This is a genomic window from Paenibacillus sp. Lou8.1 (assembly GCF_024213565.1).
GTDB classification, from domain to species: Bacteria; Bacillota; Bacilli; order Paenibacillales; family Paenibacillaceae; genus Paenibacillus; species Paenibacillus polymyxa_B.
Window position 1 is genome coordinate 313,553 of the sequence record NZ_JANAVN010000005.1, and the last position, 19,477, is coordinate 333,029.

The 19,477-nt window shown below is 47.5% G+C and carries 15 protein-coding genes; all 15 read left to right on the forward strand.

Going from position 1 to position 19,477, the window contains the following annotated elements; genetic code table 11:
- Positions 1–92: 92 nt before the first annotated feature.
- Positions 93–2,429: an endopeptidase La gene (gene lon / locus NLX78_RS09630; RefSeq protein WP_061828821.1), complete on the forward strand. Its 2,337-nt coding sequence runs from the start codon at positions 93–95 to the stop codon at positions 2,427–2,429.
- An 18-nt stretch (positions 2,430–2,447) separates the two neighbouring features.
- A complete protein-coding gene (yihA, locus tag NLX78_RS09635; RefSeq protein WP_061828820.1) occupies positions 2,448–3,059 on the forward strand; it encodes a ribosome biogenesis GTP-binding protein YihA/YsxC in 612 nt (203 codons plus the stop codon).
- Between the two features lie 290 nt (positions 3,060–3,349).
- Positions 3,350–3,937 (forward strand): non-ribosomal peptide synthetase module, encoded by a 588-nt coding sequence (locus NLX78_RS09640; protein WP_250266514.1) that lies wholly within the window; start codon positions 3,350–3,352, stop codon positions 3,935–3,937.
- A gap of 267 nt (positions 3,938–4,204) precedes the next feature.
- Positions 4,205–4,603 (forward strand): adenosylmethionine decarboxylase, encoded by a 399-nt coding sequence (gene speD / locus NLX78_RS09645; RefSeq protein ID WP_250268951.1) that lies wholly within the window; start codon positions 4,205–4,207, stop codon positions 4,601–4,603.
- Between the two features lie 249 nt (positions 4,604–4,852).
- Positions 4,853–6,247 (forward strand): glutamyl-tRNA reductase, encoded by a 1,395-nt coding sequence (gene hemA / locus NLX78_RS09650; RefSeq protein ID WP_069290219.1) that lies wholly within the window; start codon positions 4,853–4,855, stop codon positions 6,245–6,247.
- Positions 6,248–6,263: 16 nt separating this feature from the next.
- The gene (gene ccsA, locus NLX78_RS09655) at positions 6,264–7,091 is read left to right on the forward strand and encodes a cytochrome c biogenesis protein CcsA (protein ID WP_061828817.1); all 828 of its coding nucleotides are present in this window, start codon (positions 6,264–6,266) and stop codon (positions 7,089–7,091) included.
- A gap of 32 nt (positions 7,092–7,123) precedes the next feature.
- The gene (locus tag NLX78_RS09660; protein ID WP_254350252.1) at positions 7,124–7,747 is read left to right on the forward strand and encodes a precorrin-2 dehydrogenase/sirohydrochlorin ferrochelatase family protein; all 624 of its coding nucleotides are present in this window, start codon (positions 7,124–7,126) and stop codon (positions 7,745–7,747) included.
- Between the two features lies 1 nt (position 7,748).
- Complete coding sequence (gene hemC, locus NLX78_RS09665; protein WP_250266512.1) at positions 7,749–8,675, forward strand: hydroxymethylbilane synthase; 927 nt, start codon at positions 7,749–7,751, stop codon at positions 8,673–8,675.
- Positions 8,676–8,679: 4 nt separating this feature from the next.
- Complete coding sequence (gene cobA, locus NLX78_RS09670) at positions 8,680–10,236, forward strand: uroporphyrinogen-III C-methyltransferase (RefSeq protein WP_250266511.1); 1,557 nt, start codon at positions 8,680–8,682, stop codon at positions 10,234–10,236.
- Positions 10,237–10,283: 47 nt separating this feature from the next.
- A complete protein-coding gene (gene hemB / locus NLX78_RS09675; protein ID WP_028541574.1) occupies positions 10,284–11,282 on the forward strand; it encodes a porphobilinogen synthase in 999 nt (332 codons plus the stop codon).
- 30 nt (positions 11,283–11,312) lie between these two features.
- Positions 11,313–12,617, forward strand: a complete 1,305-nt coding sequence (hemL, locus tag NLX78_RS09680; protein ID WP_254350253.1) for a glutamate-1-semialdehyde 2,1-aminomutase — start codon at positions 11,313–11,315, stop codon at positions 12,615–12,617.
- Positions 12,614–13,528 (forward strand): RluA family pseudouridine synthase, encoded by a 915-nt coding sequence (locus NLX78_RS09685; protein WP_254350254.1) that lies wholly within the window; start codon positions 12,614–12,616, stop codon positions 13,526–13,528. Before hemL ends, NLX78_RS09685 begins: the two co-directional genes overlap by 4 nt.
- Positions 13,529–13,654: 126 nt before the next feature.
- Positions 13,655–14,986 carry a LysM peptidoglycan-binding domain-containing protein gene (locus tag NLX78_RS09690; RefSeq protein WP_069290217.1) on the forward strand — a complete coding sequence of 444 codons (1,332 nt, stop codon included), beginning with the start codon at positions 13,655–13,657 and terminating at the stop codon, positions 14,984–14,986.
- Positions 14,987–15,395: 409 nt separating this feature from the next.
- Positions 15,396–18,062, forward strand: a complete 2,667-nt coding sequence (locus tag NLX78_RS09695) for a valine--tRNA ligase (RefSeq protein WP_039272580.1) — start codon at positions 15,396–15,398, stop codon at positions 18,060–18,062.
- Positions 18,063–18,098: 36 nt separating this feature from the next.
- Positions 18,099–19,475: a bifunctional folylpolyglutamate synthase/dihydrofolate synthase gene (locus NLX78_RS09700; RefSeq protein WP_039272579.1), complete on the forward strand. Its 1,377-nt coding sequence runs from the start codon at positions 18,099–18,101 to the stop codon at positions 19,473–19,475.
- The last annotated feature ends 2 nt before the right edge of the window (positions 19,476–19,477 follow it).

Genomic DNA, 19,477 nt, shown 5'->3' on the forward strand with positions numbered 1-19,477 from the left:
GTTTTTTCATAAAACATTTGATAAAATATGAAAGATAACAACGTGAGGATTGTAAAATCCGGAACCTGAGAATCACTGGAGGTGCGAAAGCGATGGGACCCACCAAGACAAAAGGTCGTCGTTTTCCTTTGCTGCCTTTAAGAGGACTTCTGGTCTACCCGAGCATGGTTCTGCATCTCGATGTGGGCCGGGAAAAATCGGTCAAGGCTTTGGAAAAAGCGATGGTTGAAGACAATTTGATTCTCCTGTGTTCTCAATCAGAAGTAAATATTGAAGAACCTACACAAGAGGACATCTTTCGAGTCGGCACGGTAGCCAAGGTGCGCCAGATGCTCAAGCTTCCTAATGGAACTATTCGAGTATTGGTGGAAGGGCTGGAACGCGCCGAGATTATTCAATATACGGACAATGAAGAATATTACGAGGTAATGGCGAAGGAGCTGCACGAGGCAGAAAACGTACAGCCTGAGACGGATGCGCTTATGCGCACTGTATTAACTCAGTTCGAGCATTATATCAACTTGTCCAAAAAGGTAACACCGGAGACTCTCGCTGCGGTATCCGATATTGAGGAGCCGGGACGGCTTGCAGACGTGATCACAAGTCATCTAACGCTCAAAATTAAGGAAAAGCAGGATATACTGGAGACCGTCGACGTTACTCAGCGTCTGGAGAAGCTTCTGGATATTTTGAACAATGAGCGTGAAGTACTGGAGCTGGAACGTAAAATCAACCAGCGTGTGAAGAAGCAAATGGAGAAGACGCAGAAGGAGTATTATCTGCGTGAACAAATGAAGGCGATTCAAAAGGAACTTGGCGAGAAGGAAGGCCGCGCAGGAGAAGTTGAAGAACTGCGCAACCAGCTAAGTGAACTGGAGCTACCTGTTCCGGTGAAGGAGAAGGTCGAAAAGGAAATCGATCGTCTGGAAAAAATGCCAGCAAGCTCTGCCGAGGGTGGCGTCATCCGTAATTATGTTGATTGGTTGTTAAGCTTGCCGTGGAACAAGTTTACCGATGATGATCTGGATATCGTCAAAGCGGAAGAGGTACTCAATAACGACCACTACGGACTCGATAAACCCAAGGAACGTGTATTGGAGTATTTGGCTGTGCGCAAGCTGGTGAAGACCATTAAGGGACCGATTCTGTGTCTCGTAGGCCCGCCAGGGGTCGGCAAGACCTCGTTGGCCCGTTCGATTGCCAAATCCATGGGTCGGGAATTTGTTCGCATTTCTCTCGGAGGTGTGCGGGATGAAGCGGAAATCCGTGGTCACCGCCGGACTTATGTTGGCGCGATGCCGGGGCGGATCATTCAAGGGATGAAGACCGCAGGAACGTCTAATCCGGTATTTTTGCTGGATGAGATTGATAAAATGGCTTCCGATTTTCGGGGGGATCCATCGGCAGCATTGCTCGAAGTGCTTGATCCTGAACAAAACAATACGTTCAGTGACCATTTTGTCGAGCTGCCGTTTGATCTGTCCAATGTGATGTTTGTAACGACAGCCAATGCTGCACACAACATCCCGCGTCCGCTAATGGACCGTATGGAGACACTCTATATTCCAGGCTACACCGAATTGGAGAAGCTGGAAATCGCCAACCGGTACCTATTGCCCAAGCAGAAGAGAGAGCATGGCTTGAACGAGGAACAGTTGGTCATCGGGGAGGATACGCTCCTGCGTGTCATTCGTGAATATACCCGTGAATCCGGTGTGCGGAATCTAGAACAGCAAATGGCTTCTCTGTGCCGCAAGGCAGCGAAGTCCGTTGTATCTGGTGGCGAAGGGCCGATTCAAATCACACCGGATAATCTGAAGGATTATCTGGGTATCGCTAAATTCCGTTACGGTGTTGCAGAACTGGAGGATCAGATCGGTACGGTTACAGGCTTGGCATGGACAGAGGTCGGTGGTGAAACACTGATGATTGAAGTGACGGTCGTACCTGGTAGTGGTAAACTGATTCTTACGGGTAAATTGGGAGACGTTATGAAGGAATCTGCCCAGGCGGCATTCAGCTACACTCGTTCCAAAGCAGTTGATCTGGGCATTGAACTGGACTTTTATGAGAAAAATGATATCCACATTCATATTCCTGAGGGTGCGATTCCGAAGGATGGTCCATCTGCGGGAATTACTATTGCTACCGCATTAATTTCAGCTTTGACCAACCGTCATGTATCCAAGGATGTAGCTATGACGGGCGAAATTACTTTGCGCGGCCGAGTATTGCCGATTGGTGGTTTGAAAGAGAAGTCGCTGGCTGCCCATCGGGCAGGCTACAAAAAAATTCTGCTTCCCAAAGATAATGAACGGGATTTGAAGGATATTCCCGACAGTATCCGGCAGGATGTTGAATTTGTCCCCGTTGCCCATATGGATCAGGTGCTAAAGCATGCTTTGGTTGAGCAGGCAAGGGTACATTAGAGAGGAATTAAGAACACAATGAAAGTAACAAAAGCAGAATTTATAATAAGTGCGGTTGGCCCCGATCAGTTTCCTGTGGACGCTTTGCCAGAGATTGCTCTGGCGGGGCGCTCCAATGTAGGAAAGTCTTCACTGATTAATCGGTTGATTAACCGTAAAAATTTGGCACGTACCAGTTCTACGCCAGGTAAAACCCAACAACTCAATTATTACCGGATTAATGATGATCTTTATTTTGTCGATTTTCCCGGTTACGGTTATGCCAAGGTATCCAAAACGTCCCGCAAGGCTTGGGGGCAGATGATTGAGTCTTATTTGCTGGAGCGTGAGCCACTTAAGCTGGTGCTTCAAATGGTGGATTTGCGTCATCCGCCGTCCAAGGACGATATCATGATGCACGATTGGCTGCGCCATCACGGGCTTCCAGTCTGCGTTGTAGGCACTAAGGCAGATAAAATCCCTAAAACGCGGCGAGAAAAGCATTATAAGGTAATCAAGCAGGAACTCGGAATACTTCCCGGGGGATTGTTTATCCCCTTTTCATCCGAAGAAGGTATGGGCAAGGAAGAGCTGTGGTCTGTCATCTCCAGCTATATAGAGAATGACGACGAAGAGCAGACGGAATTGTAAGGTTAGGGACGTCCTTAAGGGCGTCCTTTTTTCATGATTCGGGCTTTGAAAAAAATTAAACTCACTAAATCGGTGGGAATAATATATAATAACTAAAGGCACTGATGGAATTTAAGCAGAAAAGTGAGGATATGGGGTATAATGCAGTCTCAACCCTATCATTTTCCGTTTATTTCCGATGTATGGCGGAAATTTATGATTTGATGTGCAAGAAAAGCGTTGTAGGTCTGATGTATAATAAAGCATAAAGCTTAAACTTATAGGTTCAGGAAAGAATTGAGGAGATTGGTATGGCTCAGCGGTTAGCCACAGAGTATGTTAAAACCACTTTGACCTTGTCGGAAACTCAAATGGACGAATTTTTGCGGGCAGTGGATGATCCCCAGGTGCATTACTATATTAAAGTTCTAGATAACGGAAGACAGGAAATCGTTCTGGAGCATAGTGCGGGTGAGGAAGTTCATTTGTTTTTTGAAGCCCAAGAGGGAGCGTTTGTGTGTGAATTGACTTGCCGCTTAATTCATCCGCAACTAACCCTGTTTATACGCAAACTTTTTGTTCGTTTTAAGGGCGAAGGCATCGTTTACCGAATATATCAAGGATTCACTATGGTGTATTTTTATAATGAAGGTACGGTTCGTAAAATTATGGAGAAGAATGCCGTAGGCTCCAGGCTGGTATTTGAATATAAAAATACGGTTCAGGAACTGCAACAGCTTTTTCAGCATCAGAACGTCGAAAATGAAATATCAGACGTATATCATCTCATTAATTCGTTGCTTGACCAGCGGAATTTGGCGCGTACTTTCTCGGAGTTGGAACAGATTGACCACAAGCTTCGAATGAGTTGCTCGAAATTATTTGCACTGGAAGCTTAATAAGGCATGAATACATGGAATGAATCGTTATGCAGTGTAGTCCCTTTCTTTACCGAAAGGGGCTTTTTTATTCCAAAAAAATGATTGCATTTGCTTCACATAGATGTTATTTTTAATCTCGTTGAAAATGAATATAGGAACCAGGATTCACTCAGGACATTGAATGTTGCGAGAGGTTATTCCCTCGGGAAGTGAATGACGTAGGTCCTAGCGGATGAAATTTTTTCAAACATTTTATTCCTAGGAAGGGGGAACCGAAAGATGGAATTGGAGTACTCAACTTTCGGAAGACACGTTGCCGTAGATTCTTGGGGTGTTGAGTTTGAATTACTGAATGATGCGCAGTTTTTGGAGGCTCAATTAGTTGAAGCAGCTGAAGCTTGCGGAGCAACGGTGATGTCCGTTCAATCCAAGCAATTCGAACCACAGGGAGCTACCGTGCTTGTACTGTTGTCGGAGAGTCATCTCTCTATTCATACGTATCCTGAGAGAGGATTTGCCGCTATTGATTGTTATACTTGCGGTGAGACTGTCGATCCGCAGCTGGCTATTGATTACCTGGTATCCGTTCTAAAACCGAAAAAAACATATGCGAAGAAGCTGATTCGCGGCTTGGGAGAACTTCAGGTGGAATCACCGGAGTGCAAGCTGGCCGAGTTGGTGTAAATCGTTCTTTTATGGAGCCATTTGTGCGTCCTATATTATAACCATGGAACATTTCCATGGTTATTTGTTTTAAAAGTGGTTTACACTAAATCAAATCATACAGAACGTGCTAGATATTCATGAACGTCATCCAATTTTCATAAACAATTCATAAAACAGCCGGAGGACATTCGGACTTCTGTGATATAATTAACATAGTTTATGATAACAGTGGTTATTCTTATTACAGTTTAGGCAGGTGAATTTGCAATGCACATCGTCGTTGTTGGGTTGAATTATCGTACGGCGCCTGTGGAAGTCAGAGAGCGTTTTACATTTGCAGAAGAAGATTTGCCAAAAGCGCTGGAACAACTCAAACTTACCAAAAGTGTGTTGGAGGGCGTAGTTGTCGCAACCTGCAATCGGACTGAAATATATGTTGTGGTGGACCGCCTTCATATGTGCGGTTATTTTATACGCAGTTTTATGGAGCAATGGTTTGGCATTCCACGTGATCAATTTACACAACATTTATATATATATGAGGACGAGCAGGCGATTCGGCATTTGTTCCGTGTGACTTGTGGCCTTGATTCTATGGTAATCGGAGAAACACAAATTTTGGGACAGGTAAAGAACGCTTTTCTTCAGGCTCAATCCCAGAAAATTACGGCAACGTGGTTTAATATGTTGTTTAAGCAAGCCGTCACATTGGGCAAGCGTGCCCATTCGGAGACGTCTATTGGAGAAAGTGCCGTATCTGTCAGCTATGCAGCAGTTGAGCTGGGCAAACGGATTTTCGGGATGTTTACCGATAAAAAGGTACTGATTCTCGGTGCTGGTAAAATGAGCGAGCTTACTGTTAAGCATTTGTACAGCGGTGGAGCAGCTGAGGTTATTGTAGCAAACCGGACCCTGTCCCGTGCGGAAGACCTTGCCTCCAAGTTCCATGGAACGCCGGTTACGATGGAGGAAGGCATGAATCGGTTGGCGGATGTGGATATTGTCATTAGTTCGACAGGTGCCCAGGGTTATATTCTGGATCGGACTCGGGTTGAAGCAAGTATGAAACGTCGACAGTCCCGTCCTTTGTTTATGATTGATATTGCGGTTCCGCGTGATCTCGACCCGGCTATTGGTGAATTACAGAATGTTTTCCTGTACGATATTGATGATCTGGAAGGGATCGTGGAGAGCAATTTGGAAATGCGCCGTACCGAAGCTACAAAAATCGAGCATATGATCGAAGATGAGCTTAGCGAGTTTTATCAATGGTTGAAAACGATGGGAGTGCGTCCGGTGATTCGTGCATTACAGGAAAAAGCGGAGTCTGTACATCAGGATACGTTGGAAAGCTTGTTCAATAAGCTTCCTGAGCTGGATGAACGGCAACGCAAAGTGATTAGCCGCTTGACGAAAAGTATGCTGAATCAGATGATGCATGATCCGATCAATCGGGTAAAGGAACTGGCTGTCCAAAAGCAGGGAAATGAGGCCCTAGACATGTTTAGCCATATTTTTGCTCTGGAGGATCGTTTGGATGACGCCGCTCAGAAAGTAGATAAAAGCGATGCATCTGCGTTAATGAAACCGGAAGCCGGTGTTCATGAAAAAACCGTTCAGGCTCAGGCTTTGCCAGCGTCGTTTGCGCCGGCCAGCCTGTAAAGGTGGGTGAACAGAAGTGGCTTCAGGCATGCTTATATATGATTCAATGATTTATGTTTTTGCCCTGAGCCTTCTGTTTGTATTCTCGGATGGGATTCGTCGTAATGCGAATGCTAAACGGACAGGTACAGGGCTTCTTGTTGTCGTTCTGGTGCTCCAGCTTGCTTATATGGGGATAAGAACCTGGAATGAAGGGCATCTTCCTATTTTCGTGACCTATGATTTTCTATTTCTGTTCTCAGTTATTTTGGTACTGATTTCTTTGATTCTGACACGTTATCAGCGATCCGAATTTGCGGTATTGTTGCTTAATATTATTAGTTTTGCAGTGCTAGTGCTCAACAATATATGGATGGAGCCTCTGGACAACCCACTTGGAAATTGGCATACCGTGCATGGTCTGCTCCTGATTCATATTGCGCTGGCTAATCTTGGTTTTGTAGCAATGACGGTAGCAGCTGTATTTTCGGGGTTATATCTGTTTTTGCATCGTAAATTGAAAGTAAAGAAATGGAATGACACGATCCGACGCTTGCCGAGTCTAGAAATGATGGACCGGTATACGCATATGGCGCTGTTGATTGGTACTCCTTTGTTGGGAGTCTCTATTGTAGTTGCCGTTATTTCTATTATTGCCGAGGAACGCTGGCGTCTCTTGCTAGATACCAAGGTGCTGATGACAGCGATTGCCTTGTGCGTGTATATTATATTTTTAGTGAGCAAAAGATTGAATCAGCGTTCAGGGCTAGTAATGGCAAAGTGGGCATTGGTGGGCTACACGCTATTGATTCTTAATTTTTTGCTAAATTCCTGGTCTGTATTTCATCAGTGGACGGGAGAGTGAAAAGCCTTTTGCAGCATTTTGTCCCGATTTCGTTGAATTGTAAGAATAAGATCTGTTGTGTTGTAGGTGGCGGTAGGATTGCGGAACGAAAGGTAAAGGGGATGATGGAAAGTGGGGCATTCATTACCGTCATTAGCCCGAATATAACGCCGGATTTACAGGTTCTGGCGGATCACAAGCAGCTCCACTGGGTAAATCGCGTATATCGCGAGGGTGACCTCCAGGGAGCCTTTCTTGTATATGCGGCGACGAACCAGAGAGAAGTGAATGATGAGGTTGCGCACGAGGCCAGACAAAGGGGTATACTGGTAAATGTGGCGGATCGATCGGAAGAGGGAAACTTTATAACGCCGGGTACCATTCGACGAGGAAGACTGACGATTAGTATTTCCACAGAAGGGGCTGGCCCTGCTGTGACCACTGATATTACATCAGCTTTGAATACGTTGTTTGGTAGCGAATACGAGCCATATCTGGATTTCATGCACGATATGCGACAGATCATCAAACGTAAGATAAGTTCCCCACAGCAAAGGACCAAACTACTGAGGCGCTTGGCGAGTAGCGGAATTTTGGATCAAATACGGCGTCATGAATTTATGGCTTGGACCGAAAAAGAAATAGACCTATGGATTGCGCAAAATCAGGAGGAATAACATGCGAACAATTGTGGTAGGCAGCAGACAGAGTGCGCTGGCGTTAACTCAGACCGGGCATGTCATTGAAGATTTGAACGCGCTGTGCGCGAAGCATGGAATGGATTTGCAATTTGTCGTGAAGAAAATCCTGACCAAGGGTGATCGAATATTGGATGTAACCTTGTCCAAAGTGGGTGGCAAAGGGCTTTTTGTCAAAGAAATTGAACAGGCCATGCTGGCTGGTGAGATTGATATGGCAGTACATAGTATGAAGGATATGCCTTCCGAATTGCCGGAAGGGCTTGTCAACGGCGCTGTGCCGCGCCGTGAGGACCCACGTGATTGCCTGATCACATTGGGCGCCAAGAGCCTGGAGGATTTGCCTCAAGGGGCAAAGGTGGGCACGAGCAGCCTGCGCAGAGCCAGTCAAATCAAGTCCATGCGACCTGATCTACAATTGGAGCCTGTGCGGGGTAATATTGATTCCCGTCTGAAAAAGCTGGAGACGGAAGGTTTTGATGCTATCATTTTGGCGGCAGCAGGCTTGCATCGGATGGGCTGGAAAGAGCGAATTACATCCTATATATCGGAAGAAGACTGTTTGCCGGCGGTTGGGCAGGGAGCGCTAGGTATTGAATGTCGTGCGAGCGATGAAGAACTATTGGCCTTGCTGCGCCTTTACAACGACCGGGATACCTCGGCTACCGTTGCGGCAGAACGAACCTTTCTGGGCGTGTTAAATGGGGGGTGTCAAGTGCCGATCGGGGCTCATGCGGTCTGGGCTGGTCAAGAAATCAGCCTCACGGGCATGGTAGGCTCGCCAGATGGCGAGGTTATTTTGAAGGAAACGCTCCAGGGAAATGATTCGCAAAAGCTGGGAGAAGCGGTGGCGGCCAGTTTGATAGCCAAAGGAGCGGAACAGATTCTTGCGCAGGTGAGGGGATGATAGCATGGCAGGAAAAGTATATTTGGTAGGTGCAGGACCCGGAGACGCAAGATTAATTACGGTCAAGGGTTGGGAATGCATTCAATTGGGCGATGTCATTGTATATGACAGACTGGCAAGCCCGCGCCTCTTGGGATTGATGAAGCCAGGTGCCCAAAAAATCTATGTCGGCAAGTTGCCAGATCGTCACACCATGAAGCAAGAGGAAATTAATCAGCTGCTGGTGGATTTGGCCTTGGAAGGAAAAACAGTTGTTCGTCTTAAAGGGGGAGACCCCACTATATTTGGACGAGTCGGCGAGGAAGCCGGGCTACTGCGTAAACATGGTATTTCTTATGAAATTATACCCGGCATCACATCAGCAATCAGTGTGCCCGCCTATGCGGGCATTCCAGTCACACACCGGGATATGGCCTCATCGCTGTCTATCATTACAGGTCATGAAAGTCCCGATAAACTCGACAAAAGTATTCATTGGGATAAAGTGACGAACGCAACGGGCACACTGATCTTTATGATGGGTGTAGCAAAGATCGGCTATATCAGTGAACAGCTGATAAAACACGGCAAGCCGTCAAATACTCCTGTTGCCTTGATCCGTTGGGGGACCCGCGCTGAGCAGGATACGCTGGTGGGTACGCTGGCGGATATTGAAGCTAAGGTGAAGGCCGCGAATTTCCAACCTCCCGCCGTCATCGTTGTCGGAGAAGTGGTCAATCAACGTGAACAGTTAAAATGGGCTGAGGACATGCCTTTGTTTGGCAAGCGGATTTTGGTTACTCGCGCGCGTGCGCAGGCCAGCAGTCTGGTTCACCGGATTGAGGAGCTTGGTGGCGAGCCATATGAATTTCCAGTTATTCAGACGGTCGCCCCTTCGGACGAGCCAACCAAACAGGAAATTAAAGAGGCATTTGCGCGACTACCTGAATATGATTGGGTGTTTTTCACCAGCGTTAATGGAGTTGAATACTTTTTCACGCACTTAAAGGAACAGGGCAAGGACGTACGCATGCTGTTCAAAGCGCGTATTGCCGCAGTCGGACCAGCTACAGCAGCTGCGCTTCGGACACACGGAATTGTGGCAGAACAGATCGAAGGCCCTTTTCAGGCAGAAGGCTTGCTCGAAGGGTTTGAGCAGGATTTGCAGGCAGGGCAGAACGTATTTCTACCTAGAGGTGATCTAGCACGGCCGTGGCTGCCAGAAAAGCTGAGGGAGATGGGGCTTCATGTGACCGAGGCTGATTTGTATCAAACTGTGCTGGCAGCCAACACACAGGATGACGAGCTCCTCAAGCTGCTTGAGGAACGTGCCATTCATGCGATTACGTTTACGAGTTCCTCAACCGTCACCTTTTTTCTGGAAGCGCTTAGGCAAATGGGGATCCATGATCCGTTGTCGCTGCTGGAGGGAGTTACGATTGCTGTAATAGGTCCTTTGACCGGTGAGACAGCTACCCAAGCCGGTTTGACTGTGAGTTTTATGTCAGAGAAGGCAACCATTGAAAGTCTGATCCAATCGTTATGTGACTGGAAACGATCAAGTACTCTTATGACATTATAATTTTTTGTTTTTGCTAATGAATGTATAAAAAATGGAGGTTTGTATTCATGAGTGTTCCTTTTACTAGACATCGTCGTTTGCGCCAGTCGGCTGCAATCCGCAGCATGGTGCGTGAGACGGTATTGAATCCCGCTGATTTTATCCAACCGATCTACGTAACATTTGGCACTGGGGTGAAACAGGAAATTAGCTCTATGCCAGGTGTATACCGTTTTTCTCTGGATCGGCTGGAGGAAGAACTAAAAGAGATTAGTGAGCTTGGCATTCCCGCCGTGCTCCTGTTTGGCATACCGGAAACAAAAGACAGTGTAGGGACTTCGGCTTTTGTGGACGATGGTATTGTTCAGGAAGCTACTCGTTTGATCAAGTCTCGTTATCCCGAACTGCTGGTTGTGGCTGACACTTGTTTGTGTGAGTTTACGGACCATGGACACTGCGGTATGGTACACATGCATGAGCATGATGGTGAGGTATGCGGTGAAGTATTGAATGATGAATCTCTGGAGGTGCTGGTACGTACAGCCGTTTCTCAGGCCAGAGCTGGTGCGGATATTATCGCGCCATCTAATATGATGGACGGTTTTGTACAAGCGATTCGGCAGGGGCTGGATCTGGAAGGCTTTTCACATATTCCGATTATGTCGTATTCCGTCAAATATGCGTCTGCTTTTTACGGTCCTTTCCGGGAAGCCGCAGATTCTGCGCCGCAGTTTGGTGACCGCAAATCCTATCAGATGGACCCTGCCAATGCACGTGAAGCATTGCGAGAAGCGGAGTCTGATGTGCTGGAGGGTGCGGATATGCTGATGGTGAAGCCTTCTCTTTCTTACCTGGACGTGATGCGCACGATTAAGGATCAATTTGATCTGCCTATGGTGGCTTACAACGTTAGTGGTGAATATGCCATGGTCAAGGCAGCCGCTCTTCAAGGCTGGATTGATGAAAAAGCAATGGTGCTGGAGATTCTGACAAGCATGAAGCGTGCGGGTGCAGATATGATTATTACCTATTCGGCCAAGGATGCGGCAAGATGGTTGAAGCAATAAGTCTATTTTCAGAAGATAGGAGTGGTCAGATTGATCGACGAACAACGAAAAGTGCGTAAGGATACGAACTCCAAAGTAGCCTTTGATGAGGCAAAACAATACATTCCGGGTGGCGTTAACAGCCCGGTACGGGCTTTTAAATCTGTTGGGATTACACCTGTGTATATCGACCATGGCGAAGGATCGCGTGTATATGATATTGATGGTCAATCCTATTTAGACTATGTATGTTCATGGGGACCGCTTATTATGGGCCATGCACATCCCGAAGTGGTTAAAGCTCTACAGGCTGCTGTTGTAAAAGGAACCAGCTTCGGCGCACCAACGTTGGCAGAAACCGAAATGGCCAAGCTCGTATGTGAGCGTGTTCCTTCTATGGACATTGTACGTATGGTTAACTCCGGAACTGAGGCGACTATGAGTACGATTCGACTCGCACGCGGATTTACGAGCCGTAGTAAAATTCTTAAATTTGAGGGATCATATCACGGTCATGCGGACAGCTTGCTGATTAAAGCAGGCTCTGGGGTTGCGACATTAGGTTTGCCCGATAGTCCGGGCGTACCTGAAGTCGTAGCTACCCATACCATCACCGTCCCTTATAATGATTTGGCTTCGGTGAAGCTAGCTTTTAAGAAATTTGGCGAAGAGATTGCCGCAATTATTGTCGAGCCAGTAGCAGGCAATATGGGAGTTGTACCGCCACAGCCTGGATTTTTGGAAGGTTTGCGTGAGGTAACCCAGCAGTACGGAAGTCTGCTGATTTTTGATGAAGTGATGACTGGATTCCGGGTTGGACTTCATTCGGCTCAAGGTCGCTTTGGTGTGACGCCGGATCTTACCTGTCTGGGTAAAGTGATTGGTGGTGGACTCCCTGTAGGTGCTTACGGCGGACGTCGCGATATTATGGAGCAGATTGCTCCATCGGGGCCAATTTATCAAGCGGGTACGCTTAGCGGAAATCCGCTGGCTATGGCAGCAGGTTATTCGACACTTAAATTGCTGACGCCAGAAGTATACGATCGCCTGGAAGAGCGGGCAGCAAGACTTCAAGCCGGATTCGAACGTAATGCGAGCGAGCTGGGTATCCCTGTCACGATCAATCGCGTGGGTTCCATGGTTTGTCCATTTTTTACAGAAGAAAAGGTTGTCAATTTTGACACAGCTAAAACGAGTAATCAGGACCACTTCCGCCGTTACTTTACTGAAATGGTGAATGAGGGAGTCAGTGTGGCACCATCTCAATTTGAGGGTATGTTTGTGTCGGGCGTGCATACGGTAGAGGATATTGATGCCACCATTGAGGCGAACTATCGCGCGCTCAAACGTCTATGAGCTGGCAAGGTGGCTGGAAAAGAAGAGGACCGTGGCTGGAAGTCACGCCAGGACGGGAAATCACAGACGGGGAAAAAAACAATGCTGATGCTGTAGATCAGTGGTTGCTGAATCGTTTGGAATTACCGGAAAAGCTGTGGCGCAGACTGCGTCATGCAAAAGAGATTGAACTTACAGGGGACCGGCTGCGGCTGGCCCTTTTTCCTGTAATGAACCTTGGAATCACCCCTCGTTGGTATGATTTGAAGGTACTGTATGAAGATGATTTTTGCCTGGTAGTGCATAAACCGGCAGGTATGGCAGTACATCCGGACGGCGCTGTGCAGGATGGTCCGCTGACGTTGGATCATGCTGTCGCATCCTACTATGAGATGAATGGCATTCATGCGGCGGTACGGCATGTACATCGTCTGGATGTGGATACGACGGGCCCAGTGCTATATGCCAAAAATGAATTTGCGTTGCTCAAGCTGGACGAGCAAATGCGAGCTAAGGATATAGGCCGCAGGTATGTAGCTTTGGTACGAGGGAAAGTACCCCCATCGCTGCGAACGTTGGATTGGCCGATTGGCAAGGACAGGCATCATAAGCAGCGCCGTCGTGTATCTCCAACTGGGCAAAAGGCGGTTACCCATATTGAACTCGGGGAAGTATGGGGAAGCGGTCCAAGTGCAGTGAGTCTCGTATATCTGACGCTGGAGACAGGCCGGACGCACCAGATTCGCGTACATCTTAGTCATGCTGGCTACCCGTTGCTTGGGGATGTATTATACGGGGGGCGGGCTACTGATTTTGGCAGGCAGGCGCTGCACGGAGAGCGTCTTACCTTCCGCCAACCGCTGAGTGGCGAAACGATTACTGTGGAGGATGCTTGGCCGGATGATTTTCAAAAGCTACACAAACAGCTATAAAAGATGGCATGCCTTCTATTTTGGCGCATATACTTGAACCTAGAAACGGTTTGCAATATGGAGTTTCCGTGCGCCTGACCAGAAGTCAGAGGATGTGCGGAGACTGCCCAAAGGAGGATGCCATCCTTGAACAAACAACAGAATGATCAGCCGCAAGGCTTGCGTTTTGATATTTATGAACGCATTCATTTGACGGAGGAAGCTGCCGGGATTGCTGAGTTGGAGGAAATTGAGCTTCTGCCACGCATTCAGGTTGTAACACACGGCGACCATGCCGCTTTGCGAGGGCATTTGCTGCTGGAGGGCGTGTACCGCACACCTGAACAGATCACGAGCGAGCTTCATCATTTGATCCCTGTGGAAATTACCATTCCGCTAAACCGCGTAGGGAGATTGGAAGATATCTCTGTCGAGATTGAAAATTTTGATGTGGACCTGCTTTCTTTACGTAGTCTAAACATTACAGGCGTTCTTTCTTTGCATGGCGTTGAAAGCTCGCACGCGGAGGAGACGGCGGTTTGGCTGGATGAGGAATTTACCGTAGTGCATGCACCTGAGCATCCGGTTCAATCCCTTTCCGCCGATGGAGAGCATCATCATGCAGAGGCCTATTCTACCAATGACTCGTCCTCCGATCACGTTACAGATCCTGAAACTTCCTACAGAGTGCCATCACAACAGGAGTCCGTTTCTTGGGAACAGCCGTCTGAGGACCATGAGGAACAGAAGTCATTGTCGGAACAGCAAGCTTATGAGTCGGCAGTAGATCCTAACCGATTCTATGAGCCTTGGACGGGCAAAGCAGTTGAAGACAGCTCTCCCGAGGTCAAGCATGAGCATGGGTCTCCGGAAGTGTGGGGATTTCAGCAAGAGGAAGCATGGGCAGGGGGAAATGAGCCCAAAGTATCTTCCGCATCTCCTAATATAGTATATGAACCTTTGCTGTCTGAACCGCATCCTGGCACGGAGTCCGAGGTCTATCTGGAGACACAGTTGGAAGCGAGTCAAGTAGATAACTTCGACTTCAGGCCTGAAGCGTCAGAACAGGTTAACCACGAGGCCCATGACACCTTTACTGAGGATAAGCCAGAGATGCGTGTAGCGCTCAACAGTAAAAAGGATGAAGGGGCAGACGAGCCAGACCCGGTTGTCTACTCATCATTGCTCCAATCCAGCCGTTCGGTGAAGGAAGCCGAATACCAGCAGCAGTTGGAGCAGGAGCCGCAGAATCAGGATCAGAAAGCCGAAGAAGAGCGAGAGAATGCCAAGTGGAAGAACCTTTTTTTTCATACACAAGATGAAACACCTTTTCGCAAGGTGCGGTTATGCATTGTACAGCGCGAGGATACACTGGAAACCATAGCTGACCGTTATCAGCTCAGCACACGTGAGCTTCAACTGTATAACAGATTGGCGGAGCATCATGTGGAAGAAGGACAGGTATTGTATATCCCTTGATCCGGTTGCTGAAAAATGCACGGCGGGTGTTGACTATAGTCAATGGGAAATGTATGATGTGGTATAGTTATTGAAAGACTGAGATCGGGAAGAGTAGGCAGCAAGCCCTTCAGAGAGTGGAATTGCAGCGCTGTGAGGTTCCGCAGGAAGCTACTGGCCGAAGTCACCCGGGAGTCGCCTGTTTGAACGGTTCCTCATTTAATTCCTACGGAAGATAAGAGGCTCACGGTAGAATAAGGCCGGTCCGCAACCGTTATCTGCATAAAGTGTCACACCATGTGTAATGGATCAGTGGATACATACACAAGGGGTGAAACAAAGGTGGTACCGCGAGAGAACAGCCTTTCGTCCTTTGAGGATGAAAGGCTTTTTTTATTTGCCAATTGAAAAATCATGGAGGTATCCTGATATGTCAGAACAAGACAACAAGACAACCTTGGAAATGCCAACAACGTACGATCCAAAATCAGCAGAACAAAAATGGTACAAAACGTGGATGGAGAAGGGCTATTTCCGCGCTGGGCAACATCCAGAGGCAGAGCCTTTTACAATCGTTATTCCACCACCGAATGTTACAGGTATGTTGCATATTGGACATGCTCTTGACTTTACTTTGCAGGATATTATTATTCGCGCCAAGCGGATGCAGGGGTATGATGCCTTGTGGCTGCCAGGGGCAGACCATGCGGGTATTGCTACCCAAACAAAGGTAGAGCAAAAGCTGCGTGAAGAAGGCCTGACACGTTATGATTTGGGCCGTGAGAAGTTTTTGGAGAAAGTGTGGGAGTGGAAGGATCTTTATCTAGATAATATCCATAACCAATGGGAAAAGATGGGCTTTTCTCTCGATTATTCTCGTGAGCGTTTTACGCTGGATGAGGGACTGTCCCAAGCGGTACGTGAGGTATTCGTTAAACTGTACAAGAAGGGTCTGATTTATCGCGGTAAACGTATCATTAACTGGGACCCTGCTGCACGTACTGCATTATCGGACATTGAGGTGGAATACAAAGAGGTGAACGGAAATCTGTATCACCTGCAATATCCACTGAAAGACGGTAGCGGATTTATTACGGTAGCCACTACACGTCCTGAAACGATGCTGGGCGATACAGCTGTAGCTGTACACCCGGAAGATGAACGCTACAAGCAAATGATCGGCAAAACGCTTGTGCTCCCAATCATCGGACGGGAAATTCCGGTCATTGCGGATGACTATGTTGATAAAGATTTCGGTAGCGGCGCGGTTAAGATTACACCGGCTCATGACCCGAATGACTTTGAAATGGGACAACGTCACCAGCTGCCACAAATTACGGTGATGGACGAAACGGGAACGATGAATGCCGAAGCAGGCAAATATCAGGGCCTTGATCGTAGCGATTGCCGTAAGCAAATCGTCGCTGATCTGAAAGAGCAGGGCGTACTGATTCGTATTGAAGAGCACGTACACCAAGTAGGCCACAGTGAGCGTACAGGTGTAGTTGTAGAACCTTATCTGTCCACACAATGGTTTGTGGAAATGAAGCCTCTGGCAGCTAAAGCGATTGAAGTGCAGAAGGCTGGCAACGGAGTAAACTTTGTACCGGATCGCTTTGAACGTACTTATCTGCATTGGATTGAAAATGTGCGTGACTGGTGTATTTCCCGTCAATTATGGTGGGGACACCGTATTCCGGCTTGGTACGATGAAGAGACCGGAGAAGTTATTGTATCGGCGGAGGACCCTACAACTTTGCCTGAGTATGCTGGCAGAAAGTTAAAACAGGATGAGGATGTGCTGGATACTTGGTTCAGCTCGGCTTTATGGCCGTTTTCGACACTGGGCTGGCCTGAGCAGACAGAGGACCTCAAACGCTACTATCCGACTAATGTCTTGGTTACAGGCTATGACATTATTTATTTCTGGGTATCGCGTATGATTTTTACCGCGTTGGAGTTTACGGAAGAGATTCCGTTCAAGGACGTACTTATGCACGGGTTGGTTCGTGATGCGGACGGTAGAAAAATGTCCAAATCCCTCGGCAACGGTGTTGATCCGCTCGACGTGATTGACCAATATGGTACCGATGCCATGCGTTATATGATTTCCACCAGTAGCACGCCTGGGCAAGACCTTCGTTTCCGCTGGGAGCGTGTGGAGCAGGCCCGTAACTTTGCCAATAAAATCTGGAACGCGTCACGCTTTGCGCTGATGAATCTGGAAGGCGTCACTTCGGCAGATATAGACATTACTGGTGACTTAAGCACTGCTGATCGTTGGATTTTGCATCGTCTAAACGAAACTTCACGCGACATCACGCGTCTAATAGATGCTTATGAATTTGGCGAGACAGGCCGCCTTCTGTATAACTTTATTTGGGATGATTTGTGCGACTGGTACATCGAGTTTGCGAAGCTTTCCCTATATGGCGAAAATGCAGAGGCGAAAAAGAAAACGCAGTCCGTACTTGCATATGTATTGGATCGGACACTGCGCATGATTCATCCGTTCATGCCGTTTATCTCTGAGGAAATATGGCAGCATCTTCCGCATGAGGGAGAGACGATTACACTGGCCGCTTGGCCTGTTTATGATCCTTCTTTTGAGGATAAGGATGCAGTTGCAGAAATGAATTTGCTGATCGACGTAATTCGCGCTGTGCGCAATATCCGTGCTGAAGTCAACGTGCCGATGAGTAAAAAAATTGAATTACTCATAAAACCCGGTGATCAAGCCGTTCTCGATATCATTAACCGCAATGGGGAATATGTACGTAGATTCTGTAATACGTCTGAATTCGACGCGGGATTAGAATTCACCGTTCCAGATAAAGCGATGACATCTATAGTTAGCGGCGCAGAGCTATACCTGCCACTGGCCGGACTGCTTGATATTGCCCAGGAAATTAGCAGACTGGAAAAAGAACTTCAGCATTTGAACAGTGAAGTGGAGCGCGTGGAGAAAAAGTTATCTAACCAAGGCTTTGTGGCGAAGGCACCAGCTAAAGTCATCGAGGAAGAGAAGGCCAAGCAAGCCGATTACTCAGATAAGCGCGCTAAAGTTATCGCACGTATTGAAGAACTCAAGGGATAATTTCACTCACAATAAAATGACCTGAAGGTGAAGATGATGTCAGATACGATCAGGGGCGGAGACACGGCTCCTTTACAAAGCTATGATGAAGCAGTGGAATGGATTAACGGCTTGATTCCGTTTGGTATCAGACCCGGATTGGAACGAATTGAACAGCTAATGAGTAAATTGGGTGATCCGCAACGACATCTGAAATTTGTGCATATTGCGGGAACCAACGGTAAAGGCTCAACTTGTGCTTTTCTGACCTCTGTGCTACTGAAATGTGGGTACGATGTCGGAACTTTTACGTCTCCGTACATCACCCGATTTACGAACCGTTTTCAATTCAATGGGACCGATATTCCCGATGAAACGCTGGTTTTGCTTGCCAATCGCTTGTATCCGTTGGTGAAAGAAATCGCAGATAGTGAATTGGGATCACCTACAATGTTTGAGGTATCGACAGCATTAGCTATTTTATACTATGCTACGGTATCTTTCCCAGATGTTGTGGTATGGGAGACAGGTCTCGGGGGAAGGATGGATGTAACTAATATCGTGAATCCAATCGTCTCAGTTATTACGAATGTCGGCTATGACCATACGGATATTTTGGGAGATACGCTCGAACAGATTGCAAGGGAAAAGGCCGGTATCATCAAACCGGGTGTACCTGTCGTCAGTTGTGTTTCCCAACCCGAGGCTATTCAGGTCATACGTGAAACGGCGACAAAGCAAGGAGCTACCTTGTACCTGGCAGGAGAACAGTTTACGTATGAACGGCTAAATGGGGATGAAACAGCTCAGACCTTTTCATTCGCGGGGCCCTTCCGACATATGGAAATTGACATCACGTTGTTAGGCGAGCACCAATGTTCTAATGCGGCAGGAGCTATGATGGCACTTGAGGTCCTACGTCAGTATATGGCTTTTGTGTTGGATGATGCAGAATTGCTGGAGGGCTTTAGGCAAACTGCCTGGGCAGGGCGTCTCGAACAAGTCAGTACCTCGCCGAGGATTGTCCTTGATGGAGCTCATAATCCAGAAGGAGCACAGACGCTGGCCAAGAGTCTTCCTCAAGTGTATTCGTACAAAAAATTGGTTTTAATGATGGGAATGCTGTCAAACAAGCATCATGAAGCATACTTGCAGCATATACTGCCACTAGTGGATACGCTTATCCTGACCGAGCCCGATTTTCGCCGCAAAATGAATGCCGCTGAATTGGCTCATCTCGTGGAGAAGCTGCGGCCGTCTTATGCCAAAACGGATTTAAAAATAATTGTAGAAGGTGACTGGAAAAAGGCTCTAGGCCTGCTTCAGTCACATACGGAAGCGGAAGATCTGGGGGTGGTGTCCGGCACGCTGTACCTTATTGCGGATGTACGGGCTACCCTTATGTATCAAACCGATTCGGAAAAAGGTTGGTGAAA